Below are 25,527 nucleotides of genomic sequence, written 5' to 3' on the forward strand. Positions count from 1 at the left end.
ATGCTGCAGGGGATCCTGTACGAGGAGGAATCGGCTTGGCTGTTCCTGCTCGTCACCGTGGTGATGGGCGGCTGGGCCGGCTGGATGGCCGCCCGCGCGGTCGCCCGGGGCTGGCGGCCATTCTGGCAATGCGCGCTCGCGCTGCTCCTCGTGGCGGCGGCCGTGCGCTTCATCCACTTCGCATTGTTCTCGGGGACGCTCGTCTCGCTCCATTACTACGCGATCGACGCGACCGTCGTCATGATCATCGGTGCGGCCGGCTTCCGGTTCACGCGGACGCGCCAGATGACGAGCCAGTACCGCTGGCTCTACGAAAGAACCTCACCGCTGACGTGGCGTACACGGGATTCCGTGGCGGACGGGGGACGGTGAGTTCGGCCGGATCCGCACAGGCGGACCTGTAATCTAGGGGATGTTAGCGATGAGATCGTTTCTGCTCGCCGGGCTCGCTCTCGGTGCAATGATCGCCGCGGCGCAGGCGGCCGAGGTCAAGCTCGGCATCGCGGCGCCGATTACCGGCAACAGCGCCGCCATCGGCGTCCAGTTCAAGAACGGCGCCAGCCAAGCCGTCGACGACATCAACAAGGCCGGCGGGATCAAGGGCACGACCCTGACGGTCCTGATCGGCGACGATGCCTCCGACCCCAAGCAGGGTGTCTCGGTGGCCAACAAGTTCGCCAGCGACGGCGTCAAGATGGTGGTCGGGGACTACAATTCCGGCGTGTCGATCCCGGCCTCCGACGTCTACCTCGACGCCGGAATCATCCAGATCACCCCGGCCTCGACCAACGTGAAGTTCACCGAGCGCGGGATGTGGAACACCTTCCGCACCTGTGGCCGCGACGACCAGCAGGCTGCGGTGGCGGGCGCCTATCTGGTGGCCAACTACAAGGACAAGAAGATCGCCTTCGTCCACGACAAGACCCCCTACGGCAAGGGCCTCGTCGACGAGACCCAGATGGTGCTCAAGGCCAAGGGCGTGAAGCCGGTGATCTTCGAGGGCATCAACCCCGGTGAGAAGGACTACTCGGCCCTCGTCTCGAAACTGAAGTCGGCCAACGTCGACATCGTCTATTTCGGCGGCTACTACACCGAGGCCGGTCTGATCCTGCGCCAGATGCGCGACCAGGGCCTCAAGGCCACGTTGATGGGCGGCGACGGCATGGTCGACCGCGAGCTGGTGGCGATCGCCGGTCCGGCCGCCGAGGGCACGCTGACCACCTTCCCGCCGGATGCCCGCAAGAACCCGAACGCCAAGGCCGCCCTGGCCGCGTTCAAGGCCAAGAACATCGATCCCGAGGGCTACACGCTCTATTCCTATGCCTCCGTCCAGGTGCTCGCCAAGGCGATGGCCGAGACCGGATCCACCGACGGCAAGAAGCTCGCCGAGTGGTTGCACCAGGGCAAGCCGGTCGACACGGTTGTCGGCCCGATCGCGTACGACAAGAAGGGCGACATCACCCGGCCGGACTACGTCCTGTACGAGTGGAAGAAGGGCGCCGATGGCAAGATCGACTACACCGGCAACGAACTGACCAAGTAATCTGCATCCAATCCGGGCAGACGCCGCCTCGCACGCGTGCGGGGCGGCGTCTGCGTTTCCGGAACGGTGGATTCGTCAGCCTTAATTGTTCTTCCCGCCGCGCTACCCGGTGCGTACGCTCAAGAATTGTGCATGATGCCGGCGGCACGCGGGCCGGCAAGCTGCCGCGACCTGCCGGGGGAGGCCGAATGACGGCGGCGGGACACGCAACCGGGGACGCTCGCGCGACGGTGGCGGCCGGTCGTACGTCGTCCGCCACAGACCTGCGCGGCGCTGCAGCCCAGCTTCCGGCACCATCATTGCAGAGGCGTCGCCCGAGCGGGCGGGGCCGAGCGCCGAGCCGCCAGCCGATCCCGTTCGACACGATCCAGGAGTTCCGTACCGATGCAGTCTGATATCGCTCGCCGTGGCCTTGCCGCGGCGCTCGGCCTGAGCCTCGCCCTGGCCCCCCTCAGCCTGCGGGCCGAGGATCTGACCGGTACCCTCAAGAAGGTGAAGGACAACGGCGCCATCGTCATCGGCTACCGCGACGCCTCCGTGCCGTTCTCCTATCTCGGCGGCGACCAGAAGCCGGTCGGCTACGCGATGGAGATCTGCTTCAAGATCGCCGACGCCGTGAAGGCCAATCTGGGCCTCCCGAACCTCGAGGTTAAGCTCAACCCGGTCACCTCCGCCACCCGCATCCCGCTGATGGCGAACGGAACGATCGACCTCGAGTGCGGCTCGACGACGAACAACGCCGAGCGCGAGAAGCAGGTGTGGTTCACCAACTCGCACTTCCTGACCGCGACCCGCTACGTCTCGAAGAAGTCGGCCAACCTGCACACGATCGAGGACCTGAAGGGCAAGACCGTTGTGTCGACCTCCGGCACCACGAACATCAAGCAGATCAACGAGGCCAACACCGAGCGGAAGCTCGGCCTGACGATCCTGCCGGCCAAGGACCATGCCGAGGCGTTCCTGATGGTCGAGACCGGCCGCGCCGTGGCGTTCGTGATGGACGACGTGCTGCTCGCCTCGCTGGCCGCCTCCTCCAAGGACCCGTCGGCCTACGAGATCTCCACCGAAGCCCTGTCCAAGCCCGAGCCCTACGGGATCATGGTGCGCAAGGACGACACGGCGTTCAAGAAGGTCGCCGACGAGGCCACCGCCAAGCTCTATACGAGCCCCGAGGGCAAGGCACTCTACGACAAGTGGTTCACCCAGCCGATCCCGCCGCGCAACATCAACCTCAACCTGCCGATGAGCGCGGAGATGAAGAAGCAGTTCACGACGCCGATCGCCAGCCCCGATCCGGCGGCCTACTGAGAGCCGTCCAGCGTGACGCGCACCGCGGGGCCCTGCCCTGCGGTGCGCCTTCATAAGATCAGGGCAGAACCAGCGCGATGAACTACAATTGGAACTGGCGCATCTTCTTCGATGCCTCGCCCGAGGGCACGGGCACCTATCTCGACATGCTGCTCTCCGGGCTCATGTGGACGATCGCCACCGCCCTGTGCTCCTGGGTCATCGCGTTCTTCCTCGGCTCCCTGATCGGTGTGCTGCGCACGTTGCCGTCGAAGACCGCCAACGCGATCGGCACGACCTATGTCGAGCTGTTCCGGAACGTGCCGCTGCTGGTGCAGATGTTCCTCTGGTACTTCGTGCTGCCCGAGGTGGTGCCGACGCAGTTCGGCGACGCGATCAAGCAGATGCCTGACGCGCCGTTCTACACCGCGGTGGTGTGCCTGGGCTTCTTCACCGCCTCGCGGGTGGCCGAACAGGTCCGGGCCGGCATCCAGTCGCTGCCGCGTGGCCAGAACATGGCCGGCACCGCGATGGGCTTCACGGTCTACCAGACCTACCGGTACGTCCTGCTGCCGAACGCCTACCGGATCATCCTGCCGCCGATGACCTCGGAATTCCTGAACAACCTCAAGAACACCTCCGTGGCCCTGACGATCGGCCTCCTGGAGCTGACCGCTCGCGCCCGCTCGATGCAGGAATTCTCGTTCCAGGTGTTCGAGGCGTTCACGGCGGCGACGCTGCTGTACGTGATCGTCAACCTCGTGGTCGTCACCGCGGCGACCTACCTGGAGCGCGCCGTCGCGATCCCCGGCCAGCGCTGAGGCGCCGGCCCCGCCCCCGATTTCCCCGATCCGCCGGCGCTCGGCCACCGCGAACAGGTCCCGATGCTCTCGAATTTCGATTTCAACGTCATCCTCTCGTCCCTGCCCTACCTGTTCGGGCAGGGCATGGTCTTCACGGTGACGCTCACCGCCATGGCGGCGGTCGGTGGCGTGATCATCGGCACGCTGCTGGCGATGGCCCGGCTCTCGAGCGTGCCGGGCCTCAGCCACCTCGCCAAGGGCTATGTCGAGCTGTGCCGCTCGCTGCCGCTGGTGCTGGTGATCTTCTGGTTCTACTTCCTGGTACCGTATATCGGCGCCTACGTGACCGGCGCCTCGACCCCGATCCAGGTCGGCGCCTTCCCGTCGGCGCTGATCACCTTCATGGCCTTCGAGGCGGCCTACTTCTCCGAGATCATGCGGGCCGGCATCCAGTCGATCCCGAAGGGACAGACCGGGGCGGCCCTGGCGCTCGGGATGAACTACTGGCAGACCATGGCCAACGTCGTCCTGCCGCAGGCCTTCCGCAATATGCTGCCGCTTCTGCTGACGCAGACCGTGGTGCTGTTCCAGGATACTTCCCTGGTCTACGTGCTCTCGCTCACCGACTTCATGGGCGCCGCCTCGAAGGTGGCGCAGCGCGACGGCCGCCTCGTCGAGATGTATATCTTCGCCGCCATCGTCTACTTCGTGATCTGCTTCACGGCCTCGTTCCTGGTGCGTCGCCTGCAGCGCCGCGTCGCCATCATCCGCTGACCGACACTGGAGTCCGCGCCATGACCTCGACCCCGATGCCGGCCCCGTCCGTCAAGGAACCCGTCGCTGACGCCGCCCACGCGCCTCGCGATGCCGGGCTGCAGCCGGGCGCCCTCGTCTCCGGCTTACCGGACGCGGCCCCCGGCGGGACGATGATCTCGATCGACGCCATCAGCAAATGGTACGGCGACTTCCAAGTGCTGACCAACTGCTCCACCAAGGTCGCCAAAGGTGAGGTCGTGGTGGTCTGCGGCCCCTCGGGTTCGGGCAAGTCGACACTGATCAAATGCGTCAACGCCCTCGAGCCGTTCCAGAAGGGCCAGATCACCGTCGCCGGCACCAAGGTGATCGACAAGTCGACCAACCTGCCCAAGCTGCGCTCCCGGGTCGGCATGGTGTTCCAGCATTTCGAGCTGTTCCCGCACCTGTCGATCACCGAGAACCTCACCATCGCCCAGCGCAAGGTCCTGGGGCGCGGCGCCGAGGACGCGAAGAAGCGCGGCCTCGACCTGCTGGCCCGGGTGGGCCTGAGCGCCCAGGCAGACAAGTTCCCGGGCCAGCTCTCGGGCGGTCAGCAGCAGCGCGTGGCGATCGCCCGGGCGCTCGCCATGAACCCGGTGGTGATGCTGTTCGACGAGCCGACCTCGGCGCTGGATCCCGAAATGGTCGGCGAAGTGCTCGACGTGATGGTCGAGCTCGCCAAGGAGGGCATGACCATGATGGTCGTGACCCACGAGATGGGCTTCGCCCGCAAGGTCGCCGACCGGGTGATCTTCATGGACCGCGGCGAGATCGTCGAGGATGCCAGGAAGGAGGACTTCTTCGGCAGCCCCCGCTCCGAGCGCGCCCAGACCTTCTTGTCGAAGATCCTGCAGCACTGAGCGTTCCGGCCGTATTGGGCCGCACCGTCAGGCCAGGTCCGCCTGCGCGGCCCGATACTCCCGCCCGTGCTGGCAATAGCCCTCGACGATGCGGATCATCATCGCGCGCTTCTCGGCGTCGAGCGGCGCGAGGATCCGGGCCGGGCGGCCGCCCCAGAGATAGCCGGCCTCCAGGATCTGGCCAGGATCGGTGGTGGCGCCGGCCGCCAGCATGACGTCGTCGGCGATCAGCGTGCCGGGGGCGACCGTGGCGCCGATGCCGATCAGGGCCCGCGCGCCGATCCGGCAATCGGCGATCCGAACGTTGTGGGCGATGGTCGTGTCGCGCCCGATCACGACCCCCTCGGCTCGGCTGCGGATCGTCGTGTTGTCCTGGATGTTGGTGTCGGCCCCGACCACGATCGGCCCGGCCTCGGCGTTGAGATCGCACGAGAACAGGACGCTGACGCCGGCCCCCAGGCTCACCCGTCCACGCAAGCGCGCCGTCCGAGCCACGAACACGCTGTCCTCCACCTCCGGGGGGAGCCCAGGTTCGACGGATGCCCCGTCGCCCATCCGCTCGCGCAGGCGCTCGGCGCGCTCGGCGACCTCGTCCGGGCCGACCGGCCGGCTCGGCCGCGCCGGGCTGCCGCCATAGGCGTATCCACCCGCGAGCCTCATGCGCGGGAACACGGTTGCACCCGCCTCGATCACCGCGGTGTCGCCGATCTCGGCGCCGTCGAGGATCACGACGTCGTCCTCGATCACGACGTCGGAGCCGATCGTGCAGGCATGCACGACGCTGTTGCGCCCGACCGTGACCCGGTCGCCGACCTGCGTCGCGTGGGTGAGCGTGGCGATGTGCACCGTCGAGCGGTGGCCGAGCCAGAACCTGTCCCCGAGGGTGATGGCCTGCCCGTCGGCGCGGATCACCGCCTCGTCGCCGATCCAGGCCTGTGCGCCGATCCGGGCGGCGCCGATCACCGTGCTGCCGCGCCCGCACCAGACCGGGTGGCTCGCGAAATCCGGCAGGACGCCCGCGTAGGGCAGGATCAGGTCGGGGGTCACACGGTCATCCTTCTCCGCCGATCACGCCCGCGACCGGGGCGAATGCGACTTCACGTGCCATATAGAGGCGCGGCCGGGTGTGACAGGCGTGGGACCGGCACGCGCCGCCTGAGGATCGTCGGACGAGGATGTTGGACCGCAGCATGAGCGCCCCCGCACCGAGCGTCGCCATCCAGGCCGAGCCGTTCGACACCGCCGCCGAGATCGCCCGGGTGAGCGCCGAACTCGGCGGCCGGGCCGGGGCGGTCGTCACCTTCACGGGCCTGTGCCGGGACGAGGCCGGCCGGCTCGCGGCGCTCGAACTCGAACATTATCCGGGCATGGCGGAGGCGGAGATCCTCCGGGTCGCCGAGGACGCCGTCGCCCGCTGGCCGCTTCAGGCGCTGCGGGTGATCCATCGCCACGGACGCGTGTGTCCAGGCGACGGCATCGTACTGGTGGTGACCGCCTCCAGCCACCGGGTCGCGGCTTTCGAGGCGGCGAATTTCCTGATGGACTACCTGAAGACCCGTGCGCCGTTCTGGAAGCGCGAGCACCTGGCCGACGGCACCGTCGGCGGCTGGGTCGAGGCTGCCGCCCACGACGATGCGGCGGCCGAGCGCTGGGGACAATAGACCCCGCGCCGTCCAGTCATTCCCCAGACAGTCTTTCCCGGGCACATGCAGCGTCAGCGGAATGCGGCCCGTGACCCAGCGCGGGACGACTCGGAGCGCTCGCCGTTTCGCGCCAGAACACGCCCTACAGGATCGCGTTGAGCAGCACCGCCGCCAGGGCGCCCGCGACGGCGAGGCCGAGGATGACCACGCTGCTGACCTGGTCGCCCGTATCCACGGTCCGGCCGGGGCCGAGGGAATGGGTGTGGGGCTCGTTGCTGCTCACGCGGTCTCTCCTGGATGCGTCCGGCTCCCGGCGGGAGCGCTTGCGTGGGCGGACAACGCGCGAAAGGCCGTCCGGTCTCGTCCGGCCGCACACAAGCTTGGTACGGCGCCACCCTTGACCCCGGCCGGTCAGGGGCGTTCGTGAGCCCGCCACGCAGGAGCAATGATGACGGACGGTCAATCTCGGGAGTTGGACGGCCCGGTCGGGCCCTGGCGCGGAGCCTTGCCGCTGGCGGCTTCGGGGATCGCCGTCGTCTGCTTCGTCGCGGCGCTGGCGCTGGCCTGGATGTCGGTGGGCACGCTCCTGCTGATCTTCGCAGGCGTGCTGCTCGGCGTGTTCCTCGACGGCCTGACCCGGGGGCTCGGCCACGTCCTGCCCCTGCCCCGGGGCCTGCGCCTGACGATCGCCAGCCTCGCGGTCGCCGTCGGGGTGATCGGCTTCGCATCCTACGGCGGAGCCACCATCGTGCAGCAGGGCCGCGATCTCGGAACCACGATCAAGAATCAGGCCGGCACGGTGTCGAGCTGGCTGTCCGAGCGCGGTATCGACGTGCCGAGCCTGGCGCCGAAGGACGGCTCGGCCGAGCCCGGCCAGAAGGAGGGCGGCCTCGGCGGACTCGCCAACGGCCTGCTCAAGAGCAGCAGCTCGATCGTCTCCGACGCGGGCAGCGTCCTTGGGCCGGCGGCGGCCGTGATCCTCGGCTTGTTCGATGCCCTGGGCAACCTGCTGGTGATCGCGTTCCTGGGGCTCGCCTTCGCGGCCGACCCGGAGGCCTACCGGGACGGGGTGCTGCGGTTCGTGCCGCCGAAGAAGCGGCGGCGCGCCGCCAAGGTGCTGGACGGTGCGGGCGAAACCCTGCGGCACTGGCTGTTCGGCCAGCTGATCATCATGGCGGTGATCTTCGTCTGCACCTGGGCCGGGCTGGCCTTCCTGGGGATCGGCGGCGCGCTGATCCTCGGCCTCCAAGCCGGGCTGCTGGCCTTCGTGCCGACCGTGGGACCTTTGGTGGCGGGCATCGTGATAATCCTGGCGGCCCTCGCCTCGGGCCTCAAAGCGGTGATCGGCGCCGTCGGCGTCTATCTGGCGGTGCAGTGCCTGGAGAGCTACGGCCTGACGCCGTTCATCCAGAAGCGCGCTCTGGACATACCCCCGGCAACGATCTTCGCCGGCCAGCTCATCCTCGGCGTGATCTTCGGCCTCTGGGGCATCGCCCTCGCTCTGCCGCTGATGGCGGTGATCAAGGTGCTGCTGGAGCAGCTCTACGTGGAGGACACGCTGCACGAGGATCCGAGCAGTTGAGGCGCATGGCCTGAGGCGCGGGGCCGCGAGCCCGAACTTGCCCGGTTTGGCCGTGACGTTGTCTTGGAGGGTAGTTTGTGGACGGTCCGCTTGCGAAGCGAACACTGCCATCACGCCCGCTCACGACCGAAGCAGCTGCCCCGAATGTCCGCTCCTGGATGAAGCAACTCCGGTATCCGAAGCCGACGACAACGCCGCGTCTTGGGCCATTGCGGCGATCACGTGGTCGTAACTGGGCCCGAGACCGCTTGGCCGTAGGATGGAGGATAATCCTTGAGCCAGCGCCCTGAGGATGAGCCGCCCGTCGCCCTCGTGACCGGGTCCACGTCCGGCATCGGGGCGGCGATAGCGCGTCGGCTGTCCAGCGATGGCTACGCGGTCGTGTTGCACTCGCGCAAGTCTGCGGAGACGGGACACGCGCTAGCCGCCGAACTCGGGAGGGCCGCATACGTCCAGGCCGATCTGGCCGATGACGCCGACAGGGTCAAGCTGGTGGGGCAGGCCATCGCCTTCTGGGGGCGTCTCGATGTCTTGGTCAACAACGCAGGCATCAGCCGGGTCATCCCTCACGCCGATCTCAAGGCCGCCTCGCCAGCCGTCTGGCACGAGTTGCACGAGGTCAACGTAGTGGCGCCGTTTCGCCTCGTGGCAGAAGCTGAAACCGCTTTGCGGGACGCCGCGCGGCGAGGTCGTTCAGCGTGTGTTGTCAACATCAGCTCGCACGCGGGGATCAGACCCAAGGGGGCATCGATCCCCTATGCCGCATCGAAGGCGGCGTTGAATCACATGACCCGCCTGCTCGCCGTATCGTTGGCGCCGGACATTCGTGTGAATGCCGTTGCTCCCGGGTTAGTGGATACACCCCTGACAGCCGATTGGACTGCTGCCCAGGCGCTCTGGCGGGAGCGGTCGCCCATGCGCCGGGCTGCCAAGCCGGAGGATATCGCCCAGGCCGTCGCACTGCTGGCGGCCTCGGACTATCTTACCGGGGAAATCTTGCTGTCGGATGGAGGTTTGAACCTCACGTAGCGCGCGTGGAGCCAAGGTTCGCCTTCCAGGCCTGGGGTGGAGACCGCTCACCACCCTGAGCCGAAGTTGCCTGACGACCGGCGAATGTCCGCTTTTGGGAAGCGCCTATGGTCGACCATGCGGTTAGGTCGGGTCGATATCAGCCAATGCGTAGGCGAGACCGGCATCCGGACCCACGGACGAGTCCGGCCGCGTTCGCCCTTAGGTCCAAATTCCTGGCCCTGCCATCCGTGCTGCCGACGCGTCACCCGCGCAGCGCGTCCTCGATCATCCGCGCCACCGCCAGGGCCCGGGCATCGTCGCCGAAGCGGCCGATCACCTGCACGCCCACCGGCAGGCGGTCGCCCGGCACCGGTACGTTCACGCAGGGCACGCCCATCAGGGTCCAGAGCTGGTTGAAGCGCGGGTCGCCCGTCGAGGCCAGGGTCGCGGGGGCCGGGCCCGGCGCCGAGAAGGTGAGGATCGCGTCGTACTCGGCGAACAGGCCCTTGAGCACCCGGCGGGCCCGGTGGCCGTGGCGGCGGGCCTCGTCGTACTCCGCGGCGCCGAGCGCCGCGCCGGCGTCGAGATGCTCACGGACCCGCGGCGGCAGCGCGTCGCGCTGGCCGTCGTACTCCCAGGCCAGCGCCAGCCGGCCCTCGTAGTTCTGGATGATCCGGTGGCGCTCCCAGGCGAGCGCCAGCTCCGCCGGCAGCGTCAGGTCGGTGACCTGTGCACCGGACCGCTCGGCCGCCCGCCGGGCGCGGTCCAGCGCCGCCTCGGCGGCGGGCTCCGGCGCCTCGGCGAAATCCTGCCGCACGAGGCCGATCCGTGGCGCCGAGCCGGTCTCGGCCCGGTCGATCTCCGGTCGCCCGGTGACCAGCGCCAGCGCGTGGGCGACGTCCGCGACGCCGGCTGCGAACAGCCCGACCGTATCGAGCGCCCAGGAATACGTCTTGACCCCGACCGTCGGAATCAGCCGGAACGACGGCTTCACCGCCGCGCAGCCGCAATAGCTCGCCGGCCGGATCACCGAGCCGGCCGTCTGCGTGCCGAGCGCCAAGGGCAGCATCCCGGCACCCACCGCGGCGGCCGAGCCCGCCGAGGATCCGCCCGGGGTGTGGCCGGGATCGTGCGGGTTGACGGTCGCGGTCGGGTCGCTGCTGGCGAAGGCCGTGGTGGCGGTCTTGGCGAGCGCCACGGCGCCAAGGCTCTTCAGACGCGCCACCACCGAGGCATCGCCCCGGGGCTGCCAGCCGGCGTACAGCGACGAACCCATCTGCGTCGGCAGGCCGGCGCTGTCGATGATGTCTTTCACGCCCACCGCGATGCCGGCGAGCGGTCCGGACTCCGGGATGGCCGGGTTGTCGTCCAGGGTGACCAGCGCCCGCAGCTCCGGCTCCCGCGCGGCGATGGCCGCGCGGCACAGATCGATCGCGCCCGAAGGCGTCAGGGTGCCGGCTTCGATGCGGGCGCGGAGGTCGAGGATTGAAAGCATCTTGTATTCAGTCCGCGGTCGACGGGCTCTGTCAACTCGATCCCTCACCGCCGGTGTGAATACGGGTTCGGCGCATGGGCGCCCGTCCCACCGACGATTTGGCACCGCTCCCGATCAGACGCCGACAGGGCGCAATCCGCAAAAACCACAGGCCGCGCCAATCCCGAATCGCCGTTGACGAACGCTTTACGCGACCGTGCGCATCGTCCGGGTCATGTGGCGTGGCGTATCCCTGTTCTCCGCCCTGGCGCTGTTCGGCGCGGGGCTCACCGCTTGCTCGATCAACCGGTTCGAGCGGCGCGACCCGTGGCGCGACCAGGCGGAGCAGGTCTGCCTGGCGAAGAAGTTGGTCGAGCCGACCGAGTTCATCACGCCGATCGCGGCGATGGATGGGCCCGGCCCGTGCGGCATGCAGCAGCCCTTCCGGGTGACGCGGCTCGCCGGCGGCACGGTTGTGATGAAGCAGCGTATGACGCTGGGTTGCCCGGCGCTCGCCGAGGCCGAGGCTTGGCTCGCCGACACGATCCAACCCGCCGCGAACCTGTATTTCGGCGTGCCCGTGGCCGAGATCAACGCCGGCTCGTATTCCTGCCGGGGGCGCAACAACCAGCCCGGTGCGAAGCTCTCCGAGCACGGTTTCGGCAACGCGATCGACGTGATGTCGATCAAGCTCGCCGACGGCCACGTCATCACCGTCAAGGGCGGCTGGCGCGGTACCGAGGCCGAGCAGGGCTTCCTGCGCGAGATCTTTCTGGGCGCCTGCCAGCGCTTCACCACGGTGCTGGCGCCGGGCTCGAACGTGTTCCACTACGACCACATCCACGTCGACCTCGCCCGGCACGACCCGCGCGGCCTGAAGCGGATCTGCCAGCCGTTCATCAAGTTCACGCCCCAGCTCGGGAGCGGGGCCGAGCGGCCCCTGTCGCGCCCGCTGCCGCCGCCGCGCCAGCCGGCCGCGCCGCAGGCCCCGGTGGATATCGAGGAGGACGATCCCTACGGCGTCTCGCCGATGTCGAAGGCTGCGAGTCCGACGCAGGTCGCCCGCGCCCCGGCGCGCCTGCCCGCGGCCTCGGCCTACACCTCCGCGCCGCCGGTCCGCCCCGCACCCCGGATCGCAGCTGCCCCCCGGGTCGCCGCCGCCCCGGAGGAGTCGGTGCAGGATTACGACGAGCCACTGCAGCTCGGTGCGCCGCCGCCGAGCACGGGGCCGATCTACTGAGTCGACCGGTCTCCGCCGTGCCTCGGTAAGCCCCGACCTGTAGCGGCTGCGCCGCACAGATCGGTTAAAGCGTCCCGGATCGTGCGCAAGAGCTTGACTGGCGGCGCAGCCGAGCCATCGTCTCGCGCATGCAGGACAGCACCCCCGTCGAGGCACGCGCCATGCGCCCGATCCTTCACAGCCTCGCCCTCGGGCTGGCACTCCTCTCCGTCGCGCAGCCGGCGCTGGCCCGCTCGGCCCGGGAGGATATCGAGCCCGCCGAGGAGCGGATCTTCCCGTTCGACGCGCAGATTCCCGGCTGCCAGGACCCGAGCGTGCTGGAGCGGGTCTCGACCAACTTCGCCGAGAAGGAGGCGAAGTACTGGAATTCGTCGATGACGATCCGGTCGTTCGATACGATCGAGCGCACCGCCTGGCGACCCTGGGGCCTCGACACCTATCCGCGCCGGTTCTGCTCGGCCACCGTCACCACGTCGGACGGGGTGCGCCGCAAGGTCGATTATTCGGTGCGTGAGAGCCTCGGCATCATCGGGGCGACCTGGGGCGTCGAGTTCTGCGTCCACGGCCTCGACCGCGACCTCGCCTACGCTTACGCGACGGCCTGCCGGATGGCGCGGCCCTGAGGATGCGCGCTCGCGCCGCCTGCCTCGCCGGCCTGCTGCTCGCCGGGCCGGCCGCCGCCCAGGATTTCGGCGGCTTCAGCCGGCGGGGCGAGCCCGGCGCGTTCGATTTCTACGTGCTGGCACTCTCCTGGTCGCCCACCTACTGCGCGGGCGTCGGCGAGCGCCGGAACGACGTGCAATGCACCCCCGGCCGGGGCCTCGGCTTCGTCGTGCACGGGCTCTGGCCGCAATACGCCCGGGGCTACCCGCAGAACTGCTCCGCGGTGGAGCGGGCGCCGACCCGGCAGGCGCTTGAGGTGGCTGGCCAGGTCTATCCGAGCGAGGGGCTCGCCCGACACGAGTGGCGCACCCACGGCACCTGCTCCGGTCTCGACCCGGCCCGCTACTTCCAGGCCGCTCGCGACGCGCGCCTCGCCGTCACGATCCCCGAGGGGCTCAAGGGCGGCGGCGCCCCGCAGACCCTGGCGCCGATCGAGATCGCCCGGCAGTTCGTGGCGGCCAACCGCGGCCTGCGCCCCGACATGATGGCGGTGACTTGCACGCGCGGGCAGTTGCAGGAGGTGCGGATCTGCTTCTCCAAGGACCTGCGCGGCTTCACCCCATGCCCCGAGGTCGCCCGGAGCAATTGCCGCGCGCCGGATATCACCCTCGACGCCGCCCGCTGACTTTTTTGACCGTTTTTGCGGTCCGAGGCTGGACCTGGAGCGCAGGATCCGCTTGAGGGCGATGCCATGAACTATCGGCATGCCTTCCACGCCGGCAACCATGCCGACGTGCTCAAGCACCTCGTTCTCGCGCGGGTGCTCGCCCACCTGAGCCTCAAGGACAAGCCGTTCCGGGCGCTCGATGCCTTCGCGGGCCTGGGCGTCTACGACCTGACCGCCGACGAGGCCTCCCGCACCGGCGAGTGGCGGGACGGCTGGGGCCGGATGGACACGCCCTTCGCACCCGAGGTCGAGGCGCTGCTGGCGCCCTACCGGGAGACCGTCGCGGCAGTGCAGGCCCGCTACGGCGCCATGGCCTATCCCGGCTCGCCCGCGGTGATCCGCGAAGCCCTGCGGCCCGGCGACAAGGGCGTGTTCGTGGAACTCCACCCGGAGGATGCCGCGACCCTGGGGGAGCGCTACGCCCGCGACCCGCGCACCAGGGTCCTGAGCCTCGACGGCTGGACTGCGGTCAACGCGCAGATCCCGCCGCCCGAGCGGCGGGGCCTCGTGCTCATCGACCCGCCCTACGAAGTGCCGGGCGAGATCGAGCGGCTCGGGACCCACCTCGCCCGGGCGGTCGCAAAATGGCCGACCGGCGTGTTCCTGGCCTGGTATCCGATCAAGGATGCCGCCGCGATCGACCGCATGGTGGGGGACCTCGACGCCGCCCTGCCCCGCCCGGCCCTGCGCCTCGACCTGCTGATCGACCGGCCGGACGATCCGACACGGCTGTGCGGCAGCGGTTTGATCATCGTGAATCCGCCCTGGCGCCTCGCCGAGGAGGCGCTTCTATTTTTGCCGGCGCTAGCTGAGCGGCTGGCCCGGAACGCGTTCGGCGGGTTTCGCTGCGATCGGATCGGTGCAGAGGGCTGATTCGTCACTATTGCCGAAGGATCGCGCGATCCGGGCACCGGTCTGACAAGGTCTCGCAGCAACGCGGGCTGAAAAATGTGGCGACAAAACCACAGACCTCTGCCGACCCATCCCTGGCGTCCAAGAATGACTAAAAACTAGGCAAGTGCCATTTGTTTGATTTTGTATCAGCGGCGGGTCGGTGTCAGCTTGGCCGGGAACCAATTCAAACGAGCCGCGAAACCATGCTGAAGCGATCCACCCTGGCCGGCTTGGCCACCGTGCTGCTCTCCTCGACCAGCATTCTCGCGGCCGATCTCTCGGCTCCGGCGCCGGTCCCCGTCGCGCCTCCGGCCGAGCCCTGCAAGGCCACCCTGATCGGCCCGGTTTACAGCGGTACGATCAAGGCCAACCCGAACCCGACCTGCTTCTCCGCTGGCCCGCTGGGCGACCTCTATGTCGGCGGCGCCGTCACCGGCTACGGCTACACGCAGAGTAACCCGTTCGCGTCGTTCTCGACGCCGGCCGCCCCGAATGATCGGGATCGCTCCGCGCGGTTCGACTTCTCGAACATACAGGGCATCATTCAGAAGCCCGAAGGCGCATTCCAGTTCTATATCCAGGCGGGTGGCTACTCGATCCCGCAGCTGGGCTTCCCCACCCTCGGGACGTTCACCCAGACCGACCTGCTGTTCGGCCCGGTTCCGGTCGCCTTCGGCAAGATCCAGATCAACGATGAATGGTCGGTCCAGGGCGGACGGATGTTCACCCTGATCGGCACCGAGCTGCTGTTCACCTATCAGAACCTGAACATCAACCGCGGCCTCCTGTTCGTGCAGGAGAACTTCATCAACCAAGGCGTGCAGGTCAATTACAGCAGCGGTCCGCTCTCGGTCTCGCTCGCCGGCACGGACGGCTTCTTCTCCAACGAAATTACGTGGTTCACCGGCAACGTTGCCTACAAGCTGGACGATTACAACACGATTGGCGTCAATGGCGGCTTGAATGTTGGGCGCACCAATTCGCTCGACCGCAGCCCGCGCTACCAGTTCGCTACGCCGAACGCGCAGCAGAACAGCGGCATCTTCAACATCAACTACACCTACGCGAACGGCCCGTGGATCATCTCGCCCTACTTCCAGTTCACGAATGTCGAGCGTGACCTGCGTGTCGGGATCGGCAACACCGCTTCCACCTACGGCGGTGCCCTGCTGGCGGCCTATTCCTTCACCGATAACTTCTCCCTAGCCGGCCGGGTCGAGTACACCGAGCAGACCGGTGTGCGGGGTTCGACGCAGACGAACCTGCTCGGCTTCGGTCCTGGCAGCAACGCCTTCTCAGTCACCGTCACGCCGACCTTCACGTTCGACCGTTACTTCTTCCGGGTCGAATACGCTCACGTCGAGCTCGGTGGCATCACCCGTGGGAATCTTGCAGAGGGCTCGCTGGGCACCGGCTTCGGCCGCACCGGCAACCGTACCTCGCAGGATCGTTACATGGTCGAGACCGGCATCACGTTCTGATCTGATTCTTCATGCCGGACCCCGGGCCGGCCCTTTTGAAGACCCCCGGGCAAAGGCCCGGGGGTTTTTTCATGCCTGAAGAACAATTCGCAACCATTGTGCAAGACTGCCTCGGTCTGGGTTTGATCGCTGAATTAAAATATAGAACTTCTCCAATCCGGTATATTCTCGGCACAGAGGTTGGTAAATCCATACAATTCGAGCGATTCCGGAATCGCAATGAACTTGCGGTGGCGCCGTAAACTCTCGTAATAGACTTCGCCTGTGATGCGTATGCGGGTTGAGGATCTTAGAACATGCCGGTGATCAAGGCTTTGTCGGATACGTTGCGGAGTGTCGCCGCGCCCGGCATGACGCCGAAGGCGTTGCGCGCCGCCGTCCGGGAGAAGCACCCCGATGCCTCCAAGAAGGATATCGTGCGGGCCGCCTTCTATGCCTTGCTTGAGGAGCCGGAGCAGGATCTGGCCTGCCTGGCCGAACTACATGGCTTCGCCCTCGTCGAGCGCGTGTCGGAGGATGAGCGCACCATCAAGGTCGGTGGCAGCAAGAAGAAGCGCCGGGCCGCCGAGGCGGCGCAGGTTGCGACGGGTGAACTGGCCGGGGCCCTGAACACCTGACCTGACGGCGCCTGCAGTCGTCCTGCGGCGCGAAGATGCGCGGCTCAGCCGCGCTGGAGTATGCGTCGCCCGGGACGGTGCCCTTCCTCGCCGGTGTCGCGAAAGCCGAGCTTCTGCAGGAGGCCCCAGGAGGCGACGTTGCCGGGGCGGCACTCCGCCACGATGATACGGGCCGGGAACCGCCGGCCGAGGAGTTCGAGGATCGCCGAGACCGCCTCGTAGGCCAAGCCGCGCCCCCGCGCTGCGCCACCGACCCAGTAGCCGATCTCGATCGCACCGGGGCCGCGCAGATGCGTGCCGACCACGCCGACAAGGTCGGATGCGGCCGCGTGCTGGCCCGCCTCCGCGTCGTGCATCCAGACCCCCAGGAAGCGGTCCTGGCCGCGCCCACCGCTGCGGATCAGGTCTTCGGCGTCGCGTACGGTGAAGGGAGTCGGCAGGAAATCCACCGCCGCGGTGATCGCCGGATCGTCGGTGACCCGGCGGAGATCCTGGGCATCCTGTGGCCGCAGCGCGGCGATCGACAGCCGTGGGGTCTCGATTGAAGGCAGGTCGGCGAGGCTGTCGCGGGCGGCGCGAATGGTAAACATCTTTCCGATGTGGGGTGACGGCCGGACCGGAAAAGGCACGGTCAAACCCCGGTCTTTCATCCCGCGCAGAGTGCGGCCACTACTCAGACAGAGCGTCATGCGCTCACCGATAGGCCGGACGGGAACGGTTGCTTAACCTGAATCCGTCTTCATTGGGGCATCAAGTTGCGTCAGGCAAACGGGTGCGTCGATGCGGGTGCGCGGTACGGGTCGAGGGTTACGGACGCTGTCGCGCGTCGCCCTCATCGGCATCATCGGTGGCGGTGCCGCCGCCTGTTCCTCGGACGCATCGCGCCTGAGCAACCCTTTTTCAAACCCCTTCTCGTCGGAGCCTGCCGCCACCGGCAGCCTGCCGGAGGGTAGCCTGAAGCCGGCGCCGGTGATCCGCACCGGCCGGATCCAGTCCGAGGCGCTTGGCGCCCCCGGCGCTGCCTCGCGTCCGGCCGCTACGGCGATCCCGGCCCCGACCCCGGCGGCTGCGCCGGCCACCCGGGTCGCCTCGACCGGTGCCCCCGGCTGGAGCGCCCAGGGCGGCACGCAGATCACGGTCTCGAAGAACGACAGCCTGAACCAGATGTCGACGCGCTTCGGCGTGCCCGCTTCGGCGATCCTGTCGGCGAACGGCCTGTCCAACGCCAGCCAGATCACTCCCGGCCGGCAGATCGTGATCCCGGTCTACAACGCCTCGGGGCTGAACCCGGCCGCGGCTCCGATGACCGCCCGGCCGGCCCGGGCTGCCGAGGAGAAGCGCGAGGACGCGCGGCAGGTCGAGGCCAAGGTCGCCTCGAAGCGCGAGGAGGCCAAGGAGGTCGCCAAGCGCGAGGAGGCTTCCAAACGTGAGGAGGCGTCCAAGCGCGCCGCCGCCGAGAAGGAAGCGGACCGCAAGGAGGCGCTGGCTCGGGATACGGCAGCCCGCAAGGTCGCCGAGGACAAGGCTCGCAAGGAAGCGTCTCTGAAGGACGCCGACAAGAAGCATCACGTTCGCCCCGGCCAGATCGCCAAGGCGGACGAGAAGAAGGCCGACCCGAAGGCTGAGGCGAAGGCCAAGGCCGAGGCGAAGGCCCTGGAAGCCAAGGCCGAGGCCAAGGCGGCCGCGAAGGCTGAAGCCACCCAGAAGCTCGCCGAAGCGAAGGCCGCCAAGGAGGCGGCCCAGAAGGCCGCAGCCGCCGAGAAGCCCGAGAAGGTCGCCGCCAAGGAGGCGCCGAAGCCGGTCGCCGCCGCGCCAGCCAAGCCGGAGCCCGCCGCCACCGGGTCCGTCGCGGATGCGACGGCGTCGGAGAGCTTCCGCTGGCCCGCCAAGGGCCGGGTGATCTCGGGCTATGGCACGTCGGGCAACGAAGGCATCAACATCGCGGTGCCGGAGGGCACGCCGGTCAAGGCCGCCGAGGAAGGCACCGTGGCCTATGCCGGCTCGGACGTGAAGGGCTACGGCAAGCTGGTGCTGGTGCGCCACGCCAACGGGTTCGTCTCGGCCTACGCCCATAACGGCGAGATCGACGTGAAGCCCGGCGACAAGGTCAAGCGCGGTCAGACCATCGCGAAGTCCGGCGCCTCCGGTAACGTCACCTCGCCGCAGCTGCACTTCGAGATCCGGAAGGGCGGATCGCCCGTGGATCCGATGTCCCAGCTCGCCAGCAACTGAGACGCCGCAGTCGATGCGGCGCGTGCGGCGGTCCCGAGAGGGGCCGCCGTTCTCGTTCGCGACCGCTGGCTTAAACGATCAAACTCTTGCGATCAGGCTTTGGGGACCTGCAGCGATCCGTCCGGGCTGTGGTGGTCCACCGCTTCCGGCAGGGTCTTGGCCAGGGTCGGAAACAGCTGGTCGACCGGGATGCCGAGCTTCGCGGCCATCTGGCGGACCTGCTCGTTGTCCAGGACCTTTTGCAGGTCGTCGGCGGTGATCGGCTCGTTCGGGCCGCGGCCCAGCCAGGAATTGACCTGGCTCTCGTAGCCGGAGCGGCGGAGCTGATCCAGCAGCGCGTTGAGCCCGCCCGGCAGGACCTGCTGGATGATGCCGGGGAGCGCCTTGAGCGCCATCTGCCCCAACGAACCGCCGAGACTGTCGAGCAAGCTCACGATGATCCCCCGTCGCTTTCCGTACGTATGGACCCTAGCGCATCGTTCCGCTTACCGAAACCGGCCGGACGCGCTAGCGATTTGATCCGCAACAGCTTTTTCCCGGTGGCCGATGGCCGCCCGTTGGCGTGAGGCTTGGCGGCCGCCGACCGCTTCGGCCGAAGGCGTCCGATCAAAAAAATCAGCGGATCTGCGTGCTGAAGTTCGGCTGGGGCTTCAGCCGGCCGTCTTCGCTCTGGGCCGCGACCGCCGCGGGCAGGAACTCGGCGAGCGCCGTCGGCACGCGGCCGGCCGGCAGGCTGAGATCGTAGGCCAGTCGCTCGGTGACCGCATCCGGCAGGCACCCGGCAATCGCGGAGGCCGGGACGGGATGGTTCTCTCCGGACCCGATCCACGAGTCGACGGCCCCGCCGTGGCCGGCCTCGCGCAGCCGGTCCAGGAATGCGACGAGTCCGCCCGGGTAGAATTTTGCCAGTGCCAGCGCGAGCTTGCCGCTACCGGCGCTCACGACCGCCCGGTCGGCCGCCGCGACAACGTCGCCGATCAGGGTCTTCACACCATCGCGCAGGCTCATCGTGTCGTATCCCCGGGTTTGGTCACCACGCTCAAGGTTGGGCGGGACCGGCGGGCGGCAAGAGGCGGCCGGCAACGGTGCATGCGGCAATTGCGCGGCGATCGGCTAGAACATCCGACGCAGCGAGAGGTGATCCATGAAGCGCGTGCAGGCCGGTCTGCTCGACGTCGCCTACCTGGAGGTCGGTCCTGCGGACGGGAAGCCGGCCGTCCTGCTCCACGGCTTCCCGTACGACGTCCGTGCCTACGATGCGGCGGCGGCACGCCTGGCCTCTGCGGGCGTGCGCTGCCTGATCCCGTACCTGCGGGGCTACGGGCCGACCCGGTTCCGCGACCCGCAGACGCCGCGCTCGGGTGAGCAGGCGGCCTTGGGAGCGGATCTCCTGGCCTTCCTGGATGCGCTCGGGATTGGGCGGGCGGTGCTGGCCGGCTACGATTGGGGCGGCCGGGCGGCCTGCGTGGTGGCGGCGCTCTGGCCGGAGCGGGCGACGGGGCTCGTGAGCTGCGGCGTGGGCTACAACATCCAGAATATCCAGGCCTCGGCCCAGCCCGCATCGCCGGAGGCCGAGCACCGGTTGTGGTACCAGTACTACCTTCATGGCGCGCGCGGCCGCGCCGGCCTGGCGGCCAGCCGCGCGCAATTCTGCGCCTTACTGTGGCGGCTGTGGTCGCCCACGTGGTCTTTCTCCGAAGAAACGTTCGCCCAGACCGCACGGTCCTTCGAAGAGAATTCGGATTTCGTCGACGTCGTGGTCCACTCCTATCGCCATCGCTTCGCGCTTGTGCCCGGCGATCCGGCGCTTGCCGGAATCGAGGCAAGGCTGGCGGCTCAGCCGGACATCACCGTGCCGTCGGTGGTGCTGCTCGGGGCCGACGACGGGGTCGGGCCGCCTTCTCAGAAAGACACCGACGCCCGGCACTTCACCGGGCCGTACCGGCGCGCCATCGTCGCGGGGGTCGGGCACAACTTTCCCCAGGAGGCACCTGAGGCCTTCGCGGAGGCGGTACTCGGCCTGCTGTGACCGTCTGAGCGCGGGGCGTTGCTTTCGGGTAGCCCCTGGCTATAGTCCGCGCGCTTTCAGACAGGTCTGCGGACGCCGCTTCCGGCGGCAGGCCTGCGTGCCAATCGCAGGAGACGCTCGTTGATCACCCCCGCCTTCGCGCAAGGGGCCGCTACGGCCGCTGGCGGAGCGGAGATCGCCTTTCAGGTGATCCCGTTCGTCCTGATCTTCGTGATCATGTATTTCCTGATCCTGCGACCGCAGCAGAAGCGGGTCAAGGACCACCAGGCGCTGATCAAGGCCGTGCGCCGGGACGACACGGTCGTCACCAATGGCGGCCTCGTCGGGCGGGTCGTGAAGGCCGTCGACGACCAGGCGGAGATCGAGGTCGAGATCGCCCCGAACGTCCGCGTGCGGGTCGTCCGGACGATGATCTCCGAGGTCCGCGCCAAGGGCGGACCGGCCAAGGCCGTCTGACACCTTCCATGAAGCGGCCGGCGTAACCCGCCGGCCTGACAGAGAAAACATCGGCCGATGCTGCGCTTCTCCCGTGCGAAGATCATCACGACCCTCGCGGCGATCCTGATCGGTCTGATGCTCGCCGTGCCGAGCTTCTTCTCGCCCGAGCAGCGCAAGGGCTTCGTGGCGAGCCTCCCGACCTGGTTCCCGACCTGGATCGTCCCGACCCGGGGCATCGTGCTCGGCCTCGACCTGCAGGGCGGCTCGCAACTGCTGCTGGAGGTGGACCAGAACGAGCTGATCGCCTCCCAGGCCAAGGCCCTGCGCGACGACGTGCGCCGCACGCTCCAGCAGGAGAACGTCCGGGCCGACGGTGGCATCGGCCTGCTCCAGCGCGGCGTCCAAGTGAAGGTCGCGGACGACGCGGCCCGGGCCAAGGTCCTGCCGAAGCTGCAGGACCTGTCGCTGCCGATCACCACGTCGATCGGCCAGACCGCCGCCCGCACCCTCGACATCACCGAGCAGCCCGGCGGCGTGATCCGCCTGGCGCTCACCGATGCCGGCATCACCGACCGGACACGCCGGGCCGTGAGCCAGGGCATCGAGGTCATCCGCCGGCGGCTCGATTCCACCGGCACCACCGAGCCGTCGATCCAGCAGCAGGGCGCCGACCGGATCCTGATCCAGGTCCCGGGCGAGCAGAACCCGGAGCGCCTGGAAAGGCTGCTCGGCTCCACCGCCAAGCTCGAGTTCCGCATGCTGGCCGACAGCCCCTCGGGCGACGTCGATATGCTGCCCTCCAAGGACGAGAAGGGCGCTAAGGTCCCGGTCGAGCGCCGGGTCATGGCGGATGGCGGCGAGCTGACCGACGCCCAGCCGGCCTTCGACCAGCAGTCGCATGAGCCGATGGTCAGCTTCAAATTCAACCTGCGCGGAGCCCAGCGCTTCGGTCAGGCGACCTCGGAGAATGTCGGCCGGCGCATGGCGATCGTGCTCGACAACGAGGTCGTGTCGGCTCCGGTGATCCGTTCTGCGATCACCGGCGGCTCGGGCCAGATCACCGGCAACTTCACGGTTCAGCAGGCCAACGACCTGTCCGTCCTGCTCCGGGCCGGCGCCCTGCCGGCAAAGTTCACCGTGGTCGAGCGCCGCGTCGTCGGCCCCGGCCTCGGCCGCGACTCGATCCAGGCCGGCAAGCTCGCGACCCTGGTGGCGGCGGGCCTCGTGGTCTGCTTCATGTTCGCCACCTACGGGACCTTCGGGTTCATCGCCAACATCGCCCTGATGGTCCATGTCGGGCTGATCCTGGGCCTGATGTCGGTGCTGGAGGCGACCATGACGCTTCCGGGCATCGCCGGCATCGTGCTCACCATCGGCACGGCGGTGGATTCCAACGTGCTGATCTACGAGCGCATGCGCGAGGAGAGCCATGCCGGCCGCTCGCTGATCTCCGCGCTCCAGGCCGGCTTCGATCGGGCCTTCGCGACGATCATCGACTCGAACTCGACCATGGCGATCGCCGCGCTGATCCTGTTCTTCCTCGGCTCGGGGCCGGTGAAGGGGTTCGCCGTGGTGTTCATCCTCGGCATCCTGACCACGGTCATCACCGCGGTGACGCTGACCCGGATGATGATCGCGGTGTGGTATAAGACGTTCAGGCCGAAGGCCCTGCCGTTCTAAGGCTTCGAATCTTCCGAGGAGGTTGGCCGAGCGATCAGACACCGACCCGTCATCCCGGGGCCGCGAAGCGGAGCCGGGGATCCAGAGCCGCCGCCGGCGCCCGATCCTGTCGCCGCCGTGCGTCTGGATCCCGGGCTCGCCTACGGCGCCCTGGACTGGCGGAGCGAGCGGGATGAGCCCGCGTCGATCATCCGGAGGCCCCTCGCGCCCGATACGCGAACCGAGACGAAACCATGCGCCTGCTCCGCCTCTGGCCCGATGAATCGCATTTCGACTTCATGCGCTTCCGGCGGCTCACCTTTCCGCTCTCGGCGGTGCTGTCGCTCGTTACCGTGGTGCTGTTCCTCACCATCGGGCTGAACTTCGGCATCGACTTCAAGGGCGGCACCCTGGTCGAGCTGCAGGCCAAGTCCGGCACTGCCGACGTGGCTGCGATCCGGCACACCGCGGTGGGCTTCGGCTTCGGCGAGCCGGAGGTGCAGGAACTCGGCAACCAGGGCACCGTGCTGGTCCGCCTGCCGCTCCAGCCCGGCGAGCAGGGCCAGACCGCCGTGATGAACAAGGCGCACGCCGCCTTCGACGCCGATTACGATTTCCGCCGCACGGAGACGGTCGGCCCGCGCGTATCGGGCGAGCTGGTCCAGTCGGGGACGCTCGGCGTCGTGCTGTCGGTGGTCGCGGTGCTGCTCTACCTGTGGTTCCGATTCGAGCGCGAACTGGCGCTCGGCGCCATCGTCGGCACGCTCCACGACATCGTGCTCACGGTCGGCGTGTTCATCATCACCCGTATCGAGTTCAACATGACCTCGATCGCCGCGATCCTGACCATCGTCGGCTACTCGCTCAACGAGACCGTGGTGGTGTTCGACCGGACCCGCGAGCTGATGCGACGCTACAAGACGATCCCTACGGTCGACCTGCTCAACCTGTCGATCAACTCGACCATGTCGCGGACCGTGATGACCTCGATCTCGTCCGGCCTGTCGCTGCTCGCGCTGGTGCTGTTCGGCGGCGAGGCGATCAAGGGCTTCGCCACCGTGATGCTCTGCGGCGTCGTGATCTGCACCTACTCGGCGATCTTCGTGTCGACTCCGGTGTTGATCTATCTGGGGCTGATGCTCTCGGGCGCCCGCGCGGCGGCCGAGCGGTCCGGTGTCCCGCAACCCGCGGAGTAGTTTGTCCCCGAGATGGCCGAGCAGCCGAGTCCGAAGAGTTTCGAGTCCGGCTTCGTGCCGGGGCGCCACATCATCGACACCTACGGCAATGGCGGCTTCCGCTTCGCCGGGATGTCGCATCGCGGCTCGCTCCTGCTCCTGCCGTCGGGCGTTCGGGCGTGGGACGTGACGTCGCCGAAGGCGATCGACCGCACGGCCCTGCGCCCGGTCCAGGCCGAGGCGGCGGAGATCGAGCTGCTGCTGGTCGGCACTGGCCTCGACATCGCGGCGATCGATCCGTCCCTGCGCGGCTGGCTCAAGGATGCCGGCGTCGGGCTGGACGTGATGCAGACCGGGGCGGCGGCCCGAACTTACAACATCCTGGTGGCCGAGAACCGGAAGGTCGCGGCCGCCCTGATCGTGGTCGATTGATGCCGGAGGTCGATGACAAGCCCGCCGAGACCGGCCTGGCTTTCGCGCAGACCCATTGCGAGCAGCTGGTCCGCGACGGAGACCCCGACCGTTATTATGCGACCTTGTTCGCCCCGGCCGCCGCCCGCCCGCACCTCTTCGCCCTCTATGCCTTCAGCCTGACCGTCGCGCGGGTGCGCGAGGCGGCCTCGAACCCGATGGCCGGCGAGATCCGCCTGCAATGGTGGCGCGACGCCCTCCAGGGCGAGGCCCGGGGTGACGTGCGCGCCAACCCGGTTGCGGCGGCGCTCGAGGAGGCGATCCGGGTCAACCGCCTGCTGCGGCAGCCCTTCGTCGACCTGGTCGATGCCCGGGTGTTCGACCTCTACGAGGACCCGATGCCCCGGGTGAACGACCTGGAGGGCTATTGCGGCGAGACCGCCTCGGCGCTGTTCCGGTTGGCGAGCCTTGTGATCGGCAACGGCACCGAACCGGGCGGCGCGGGGGCCGCCGGCCATGCCGGCGTCGCCTATGGCATCACCGGGTTGCTCCGCGCCCTGCCGTGGCATGCCCGCTCGGGGCAGGTCTACCTGCCGGCGGACATCCTGGGCCGCTACGGAGTGACCCGCGAGGACATCACCAGCGGCCGCGGCGGCCCCGGCCTGCGCCGGGCCTGCGCCGACCTGCGCGACATCGCCCGGACCCATCTCAAGGCTTTCGAGGCCGCTCGTCCGGCGATCGCGCCGCTCGCCGGTACGGCGTTCCTGCCGGTAGCCCTGGTCGAGCCCTACCTGGCGACGATGGAGCGGGCGAGCTACGACCCGCTCAACACCGTCACCGACCTGCCGCGCTGGCGGCGGCTGTGGCGGTTGTGGCGGGCGTCGCGGCGGATTTCTTAGGGGAGGCGACGCCCTTTTCCGGACGCCGGTGACGCAGTGGACGACGGTCCGGAATCCGGCAGAGGAAGTGTCGCGCAGCAGCACGATCGAGAAGCAACGCAGACGCTTCGCGGCGTCATGTGCT

General features: G+C 68.5%; 27 protein-coding genes and 1 pseudogene. 22 read left to right on the forward strand and 6 right to left on the reverse strand.

What is annotated here, in order from left to right; all coding sequences use genetic code 11:
* Positions 1-3 precede the first annotated feature (3 nt).
* The 6 genes from AC0IY0_RS08510 (at position 4) to AC0IY0_RS08535 (ending at position 5,288) form a co-directional block, all read left to right on the forward strand.
* A complete protein-coding gene (locus AC0IY0_RS08510) occupies positions 4-372 on the forward strand; it encodes a DUF6867 family protein (RefSeq protein ID WP_147907625.1) in 369 nt (122 codons plus the stop codon).
* Positions 373-421: 49 nt separating this feature from the next.
* Positions 422-1,543 (forward strand): branched-chain amino acid ABC transporter substrate-binding protein, encoded by a 1,122-nt coding sequence (locus tag AC0IY0_RS08515; RefSeq protein ID WP_147907588.1) that lies wholly within the window; start codon positions 422-424, stop codon positions 1,541-1,543.
* Between the two features lie 384 nt (positions 1,544-1,927).
* Positions 1,928-2,851 (forward strand): amino acid ABC transporter substrate-binding protein, encoded by a 924-nt coding sequence (locus AC0IY0_RS08520; protein WP_147907589.1) that lies wholly within the window; start codon positions 1,928-1,930, stop codon positions 2,849-2,851.
* A 77-nt stretch (positions 2,852-2,928) separates the two neighbouring features.
* Positions 2,929-3,651 (forward strand): amino acid ABC transporter permease, encoded by a 723-nt coding sequence (locus AC0IY0_RS08525; RefSeq protein ID WP_147907590.1) that lies wholly within the window; start codon positions 2,929-2,931, stop codon positions 3,649-3,651.
* A gap of 63 nt (positions 3,652-3,714) precedes the next feature.
* On the forward strand, positions 3,715-4,407 hold the full coding sequence (locus AC0IY0_RS08530; protein WP_147907591.1) for an amino acid ABC transporter permease: 693 nt from the start codon (positions 3,715-3,717) through the stop codon (positions 4,405-4,407).
* Positions 4,408-4,559: 152 nt separating this feature from the next.
* A complete protein-coding gene (locus AC0IY0_RS08535; RefSeq protein ID WP_147907626.1) occupies positions 4,560-5,288 on the forward strand; it encodes an amino acid ABC transporter ATP-binding protein in 729 nt (242 codons plus the stop codon).
* Between the two features lie 27 nt (positions 5,289-5,315).
* Here AC0IY0_RS08535 and AC0IY0_RS08540 read toward each other — a convergent pair whose 3' ends face one another.
* On the reverse strand, positions 5,316-6,335 hold the full coding sequence (locus AC0IY0_RS08540; RefSeq protein WP_471763575.1) for a gamma carbonic anhydrase family protein: 1,020 nt from the start codon (positions 6,333-6,335) through the stop codon (positions 5,316-5,318).
* 143 nt (positions 6,336-6,478) lie between these two features.
* On the opposite strand from AC0IY0_RS08540, the gene AC0IY0_RS08545 reads away from it, so the two are divergent.
* Entirely contained in the window at positions 6,479-6,949 is a 471-nt protein-coding gene (locus AC0IY0_RS08545) for a molybdenum cofactor biosynthesis protein MoaE (RefSeq protein WP_147907593.1), read from the forward strand.
* A 124-nt stretch (positions 6,950-7,073) separates the two neighbouring features.
* Here AC0IY0_RS08545 and AC0IY0_RS08550 read toward each other — a convergent pair whose 3' ends face one another.
* Entirely contained in the window at positions 7,074-7,214 is a 141-nt protein-coding gene (locus AC0IY0_RS08550; protein ID WP_187193590.1) for a hypothetical protein, read from the reverse strand.
* Between the two features lie 165 nt (positions 7,215-7,379).
* On the opposite strand from AC0IY0_RS08550, the gene AC0IY0_RS08555 reads away from it, so the two are divergent.
* Together AC0IY0_RS08555 and AC0IY0_RS08560 are read left to right on the forward strand one after the other, a co-directional pair.
* Positions 7,380-8,513 carry an AI-2E family transporter gene (locus AC0IY0_RS08555; RefSeq protein WP_187193589.1) on the forward strand — a complete coding sequence of 378 codons (1,134 nt, stop codon included), beginning with the start codon at positions 7,380-7,382 and terminating at the stop codon, positions 8,511-8,513.
* A 273-nt stretch (positions 8,514-8,786) separates the two neighbouring features.
* Complete coding sequence (locus AC0IY0_RS08560; RefSeq protein ID WP_471763576.1) at positions 8,787-9,542, forward strand: SDR family NAD(P)-dependent oxidoreductase; 756 nt, start codon at positions 8,787-8,789, stop codon at positions 9,540-9,542.
* Positions 9,543-9,786: 244 nt separating this feature from the next.
* On the opposite strand, the gene AC0IY0_RS08565 is transcribed toward AC0IY0_RS08560, so the two are convergent.
* Positions 9,787-11,019, reverse strand: coding sequence for an amidase (locus tag AC0IY0_RS08565; RefSeq protein ID WP_471763578.1), 1,233 nt, complete (start codon positions 11,017-11,019; stop codon positions 9,787-9,789).
* 214 nt (positions 11,020-11,233) lie between these two features.
* Between AC0IY0_RS08565 and AC0IY0_RS08570 the strand changes: the two genes are divergently transcribed.
* From AC0IY0_RS08570 to AC0IY0_RS08595, 6 genes are all read left to right on the forward strand, one after another.
* On the forward strand, positions 11,234-12,238 hold the full coding sequence (locus AC0IY0_RS08570) for an extensin-like domain-containing protein (protein WP_147938408.1): 1,005 nt from the start codon (positions 11,234-11,236) through the stop codon (positions 12,236-12,238).
* Positions 12,239-12,399: 161 nt separating this feature from the next.
* Complete coding sequence (locus tag AC0IY0_RS08575) at positions 12,400-12,861, forward strand: hypothetical protein (RefSeq protein WP_007562510.1); 462 nt, start codon at positions 12,400-12,402, stop codon at positions 12,859-12,861.
* Between the two features lie 2 nt (positions 12,862-12,863).
* Positions 12,864-13,526, forward strand: coding sequence for a ribonuclease T2 family protein (locus AC0IY0_RS08580; protein ID WP_419829641.1), 663 nt, complete (start codon positions 12,864-12,866; stop codon positions 13,524-13,526).
* A 66-nt stretch (positions 13,527-13,592) separates the two neighbouring features.
* Positions 13,593-14,441 carry a 23S rRNA (adenine(2030)-N(6))-methyltransferase RlmJ gene (locus AC0IY0_RS08585; RefSeq protein WP_419829640.1) on the forward strand — a complete coding sequence of 283 codons (849 nt, stop codon included), beginning with the start codon at positions 13,593-13,595 and terminating at the stop codon, positions 14,439-14,441.
* A gap of 224 nt (positions 14,442-14,665) precedes the next feature.
* Entirely contained in the window at positions 14,666-15,943 is a 1,278-nt protein-coding gene (locus AC0IY0_RS08590; RefSeq protein ID WP_147907598.1) for a porin, read from the forward strand.
* Positions 15,944-16,239: 296 nt separating this feature from the next.
* Positions 16,240-16,560 (forward strand): hypothetical protein, encoded by a 321-nt coding sequence (locus AC0IY0_RS08595; protein ID WP_419829639.1) that lies wholly within the window; start codon positions 16,240-16,242, stop codon positions 16,558-16,560.
* A 44-nt stretch (positions 16,561-16,604) separates the two neighbouring features.
* Here AC0IY0_RS08595 and AC0IY0_RS08600 read toward each other — a convergent pair whose 3' ends face one another.
* Positions 16,605-17,150: a GNAT family N-acetyltransferase gene (locus AC0IY0_RS08600; RefSeq protein WP_147907600.1), complete on the reverse strand. Its 546-nt coding sequence runs from the start codon at positions 17,148-17,150 to the stop codon at positions 16,605-16,607.
* Between the two features lie 190 nt (positions 17,151-17,340).
* Here AC0IY0_RS08600 and AC0IY0_RS08605 point away from each other — a divergent pair, with 190 nt between their 5' ends.
* A complete protein-coding gene (locus tag AC0IY0_RS08605) occupies positions 17,341-18,792 on the forward strand; it encodes a peptidoglycan DD-metalloendopeptidase family protein (protein ID WP_471763579.1) in 1,452 nt (483 codons plus the stop codon).
* Positions 18,793-18,884: 92 nt separating this feature from the next.
* On the opposite strand, the pseudogene AC0IY0_RS08610 reads toward AC0IY0_RS08605, so the two are convergent.
* A pseudogene (locus AC0IY0_RS08610) lies at positions 18,885-19,235 on the reverse strand (YidB family protein); the annotation flags it as partial.
* 172 nt (positions 19,236-19,407) lie between these two features.
* Positions 19,408-19,800 (reverse strand): YidB family protein, encoded by a 393-nt coding sequence (locus AC0IY0_RS08615; protein ID WP_471763580.1) that lies wholly within the window; start codon positions 19,798-19,800, stop codon positions 19,408-19,410.
* Positions 19,801-19,936: 136 nt separating this feature from the next.
* Between AC0IY0_RS08615 and AC0IY0_RS08620 the strand changes: the two genes are divergently transcribed.
* The 6 genes from AC0IY0_RS08620 to AC0IY0_RS08645 all read left to right on the forward strand — a co-directional run bounded on the left by AC0IY0_RS08620 (position 19,937) and on the right by AC0IY0_RS08645 (position 25,403).
* On the forward strand, positions 19,937-20,821 hold the full coding sequence (locus AC0IY0_RS08620; RefSeq protein ID WP_471763581.1) for an alpha/beta fold hydrolase: 885 nt from the start codon (positions 19,937-19,939) through the stop codon (positions 20,819-20,821).
* A gap of 120 nt (positions 20,822-20,941) precedes the next feature.
* A complete protein-coding gene (yajC, locus tag AC0IY0_RS08625; RefSeq protein ID WP_147907605.1) occupies positions 20,942-21,277 on the forward strand; it encodes a preprotein translocase subunit YajC in 336 nt (111 codons plus the stop codon).
* Positions 21,278-21,334: 57 nt separating this feature from the next.
* Positions 21,335-22,939, forward strand: a complete 1,605-nt coding sequence (gene secD / locus AC0IY0_RS08630) for a protein translocase subunit SecD (protein ID WP_147907606.1) — start codon at positions 21,335-21,337, stop codon at positions 22,937-22,939.
* A gap of 233 nt (positions 22,940-23,172) precedes the next feature.
* Positions 23,173-24,114 (forward strand): protein translocase subunit SecF, encoded by a 942-nt coding sequence (secF, locus tag AC0IY0_RS08635; protein WP_147907607.1) that lies wholly within the window; start codon positions 23,173-23,175, stop codon positions 24,112-24,114.
* A gap of 12 nt (positions 24,115-24,126) precedes the next feature.
* A complete protein-coding gene (locus AC0IY0_RS08640; protein WP_147907608.1) occupies positions 24,127-24,525 on the forward strand; it encodes an Mth938-like domain-containing protein in 399 nt (132 codons plus the stop codon).
* Positions 24,525-25,403, forward strand: a complete 879-nt coding sequence (locus tag AC0IY0_RS08645) for a phytoene/squalene synthase family protein (RefSeq protein ID WP_471763584.1) — start codon at positions 24,525-24,527, stop codon at positions 25,401-25,403. Before AC0IY0_RS08640 ends, AC0IY0_RS08645 begins: the two co-directional genes overlap by 1 nt.
* Positions 25,404-25,527 lie beyond the last annotated feature (124 nt).

The sequence above is a fragment of the Methylobacterium sp. AC315 genome, from assembly GCF_979253755.1.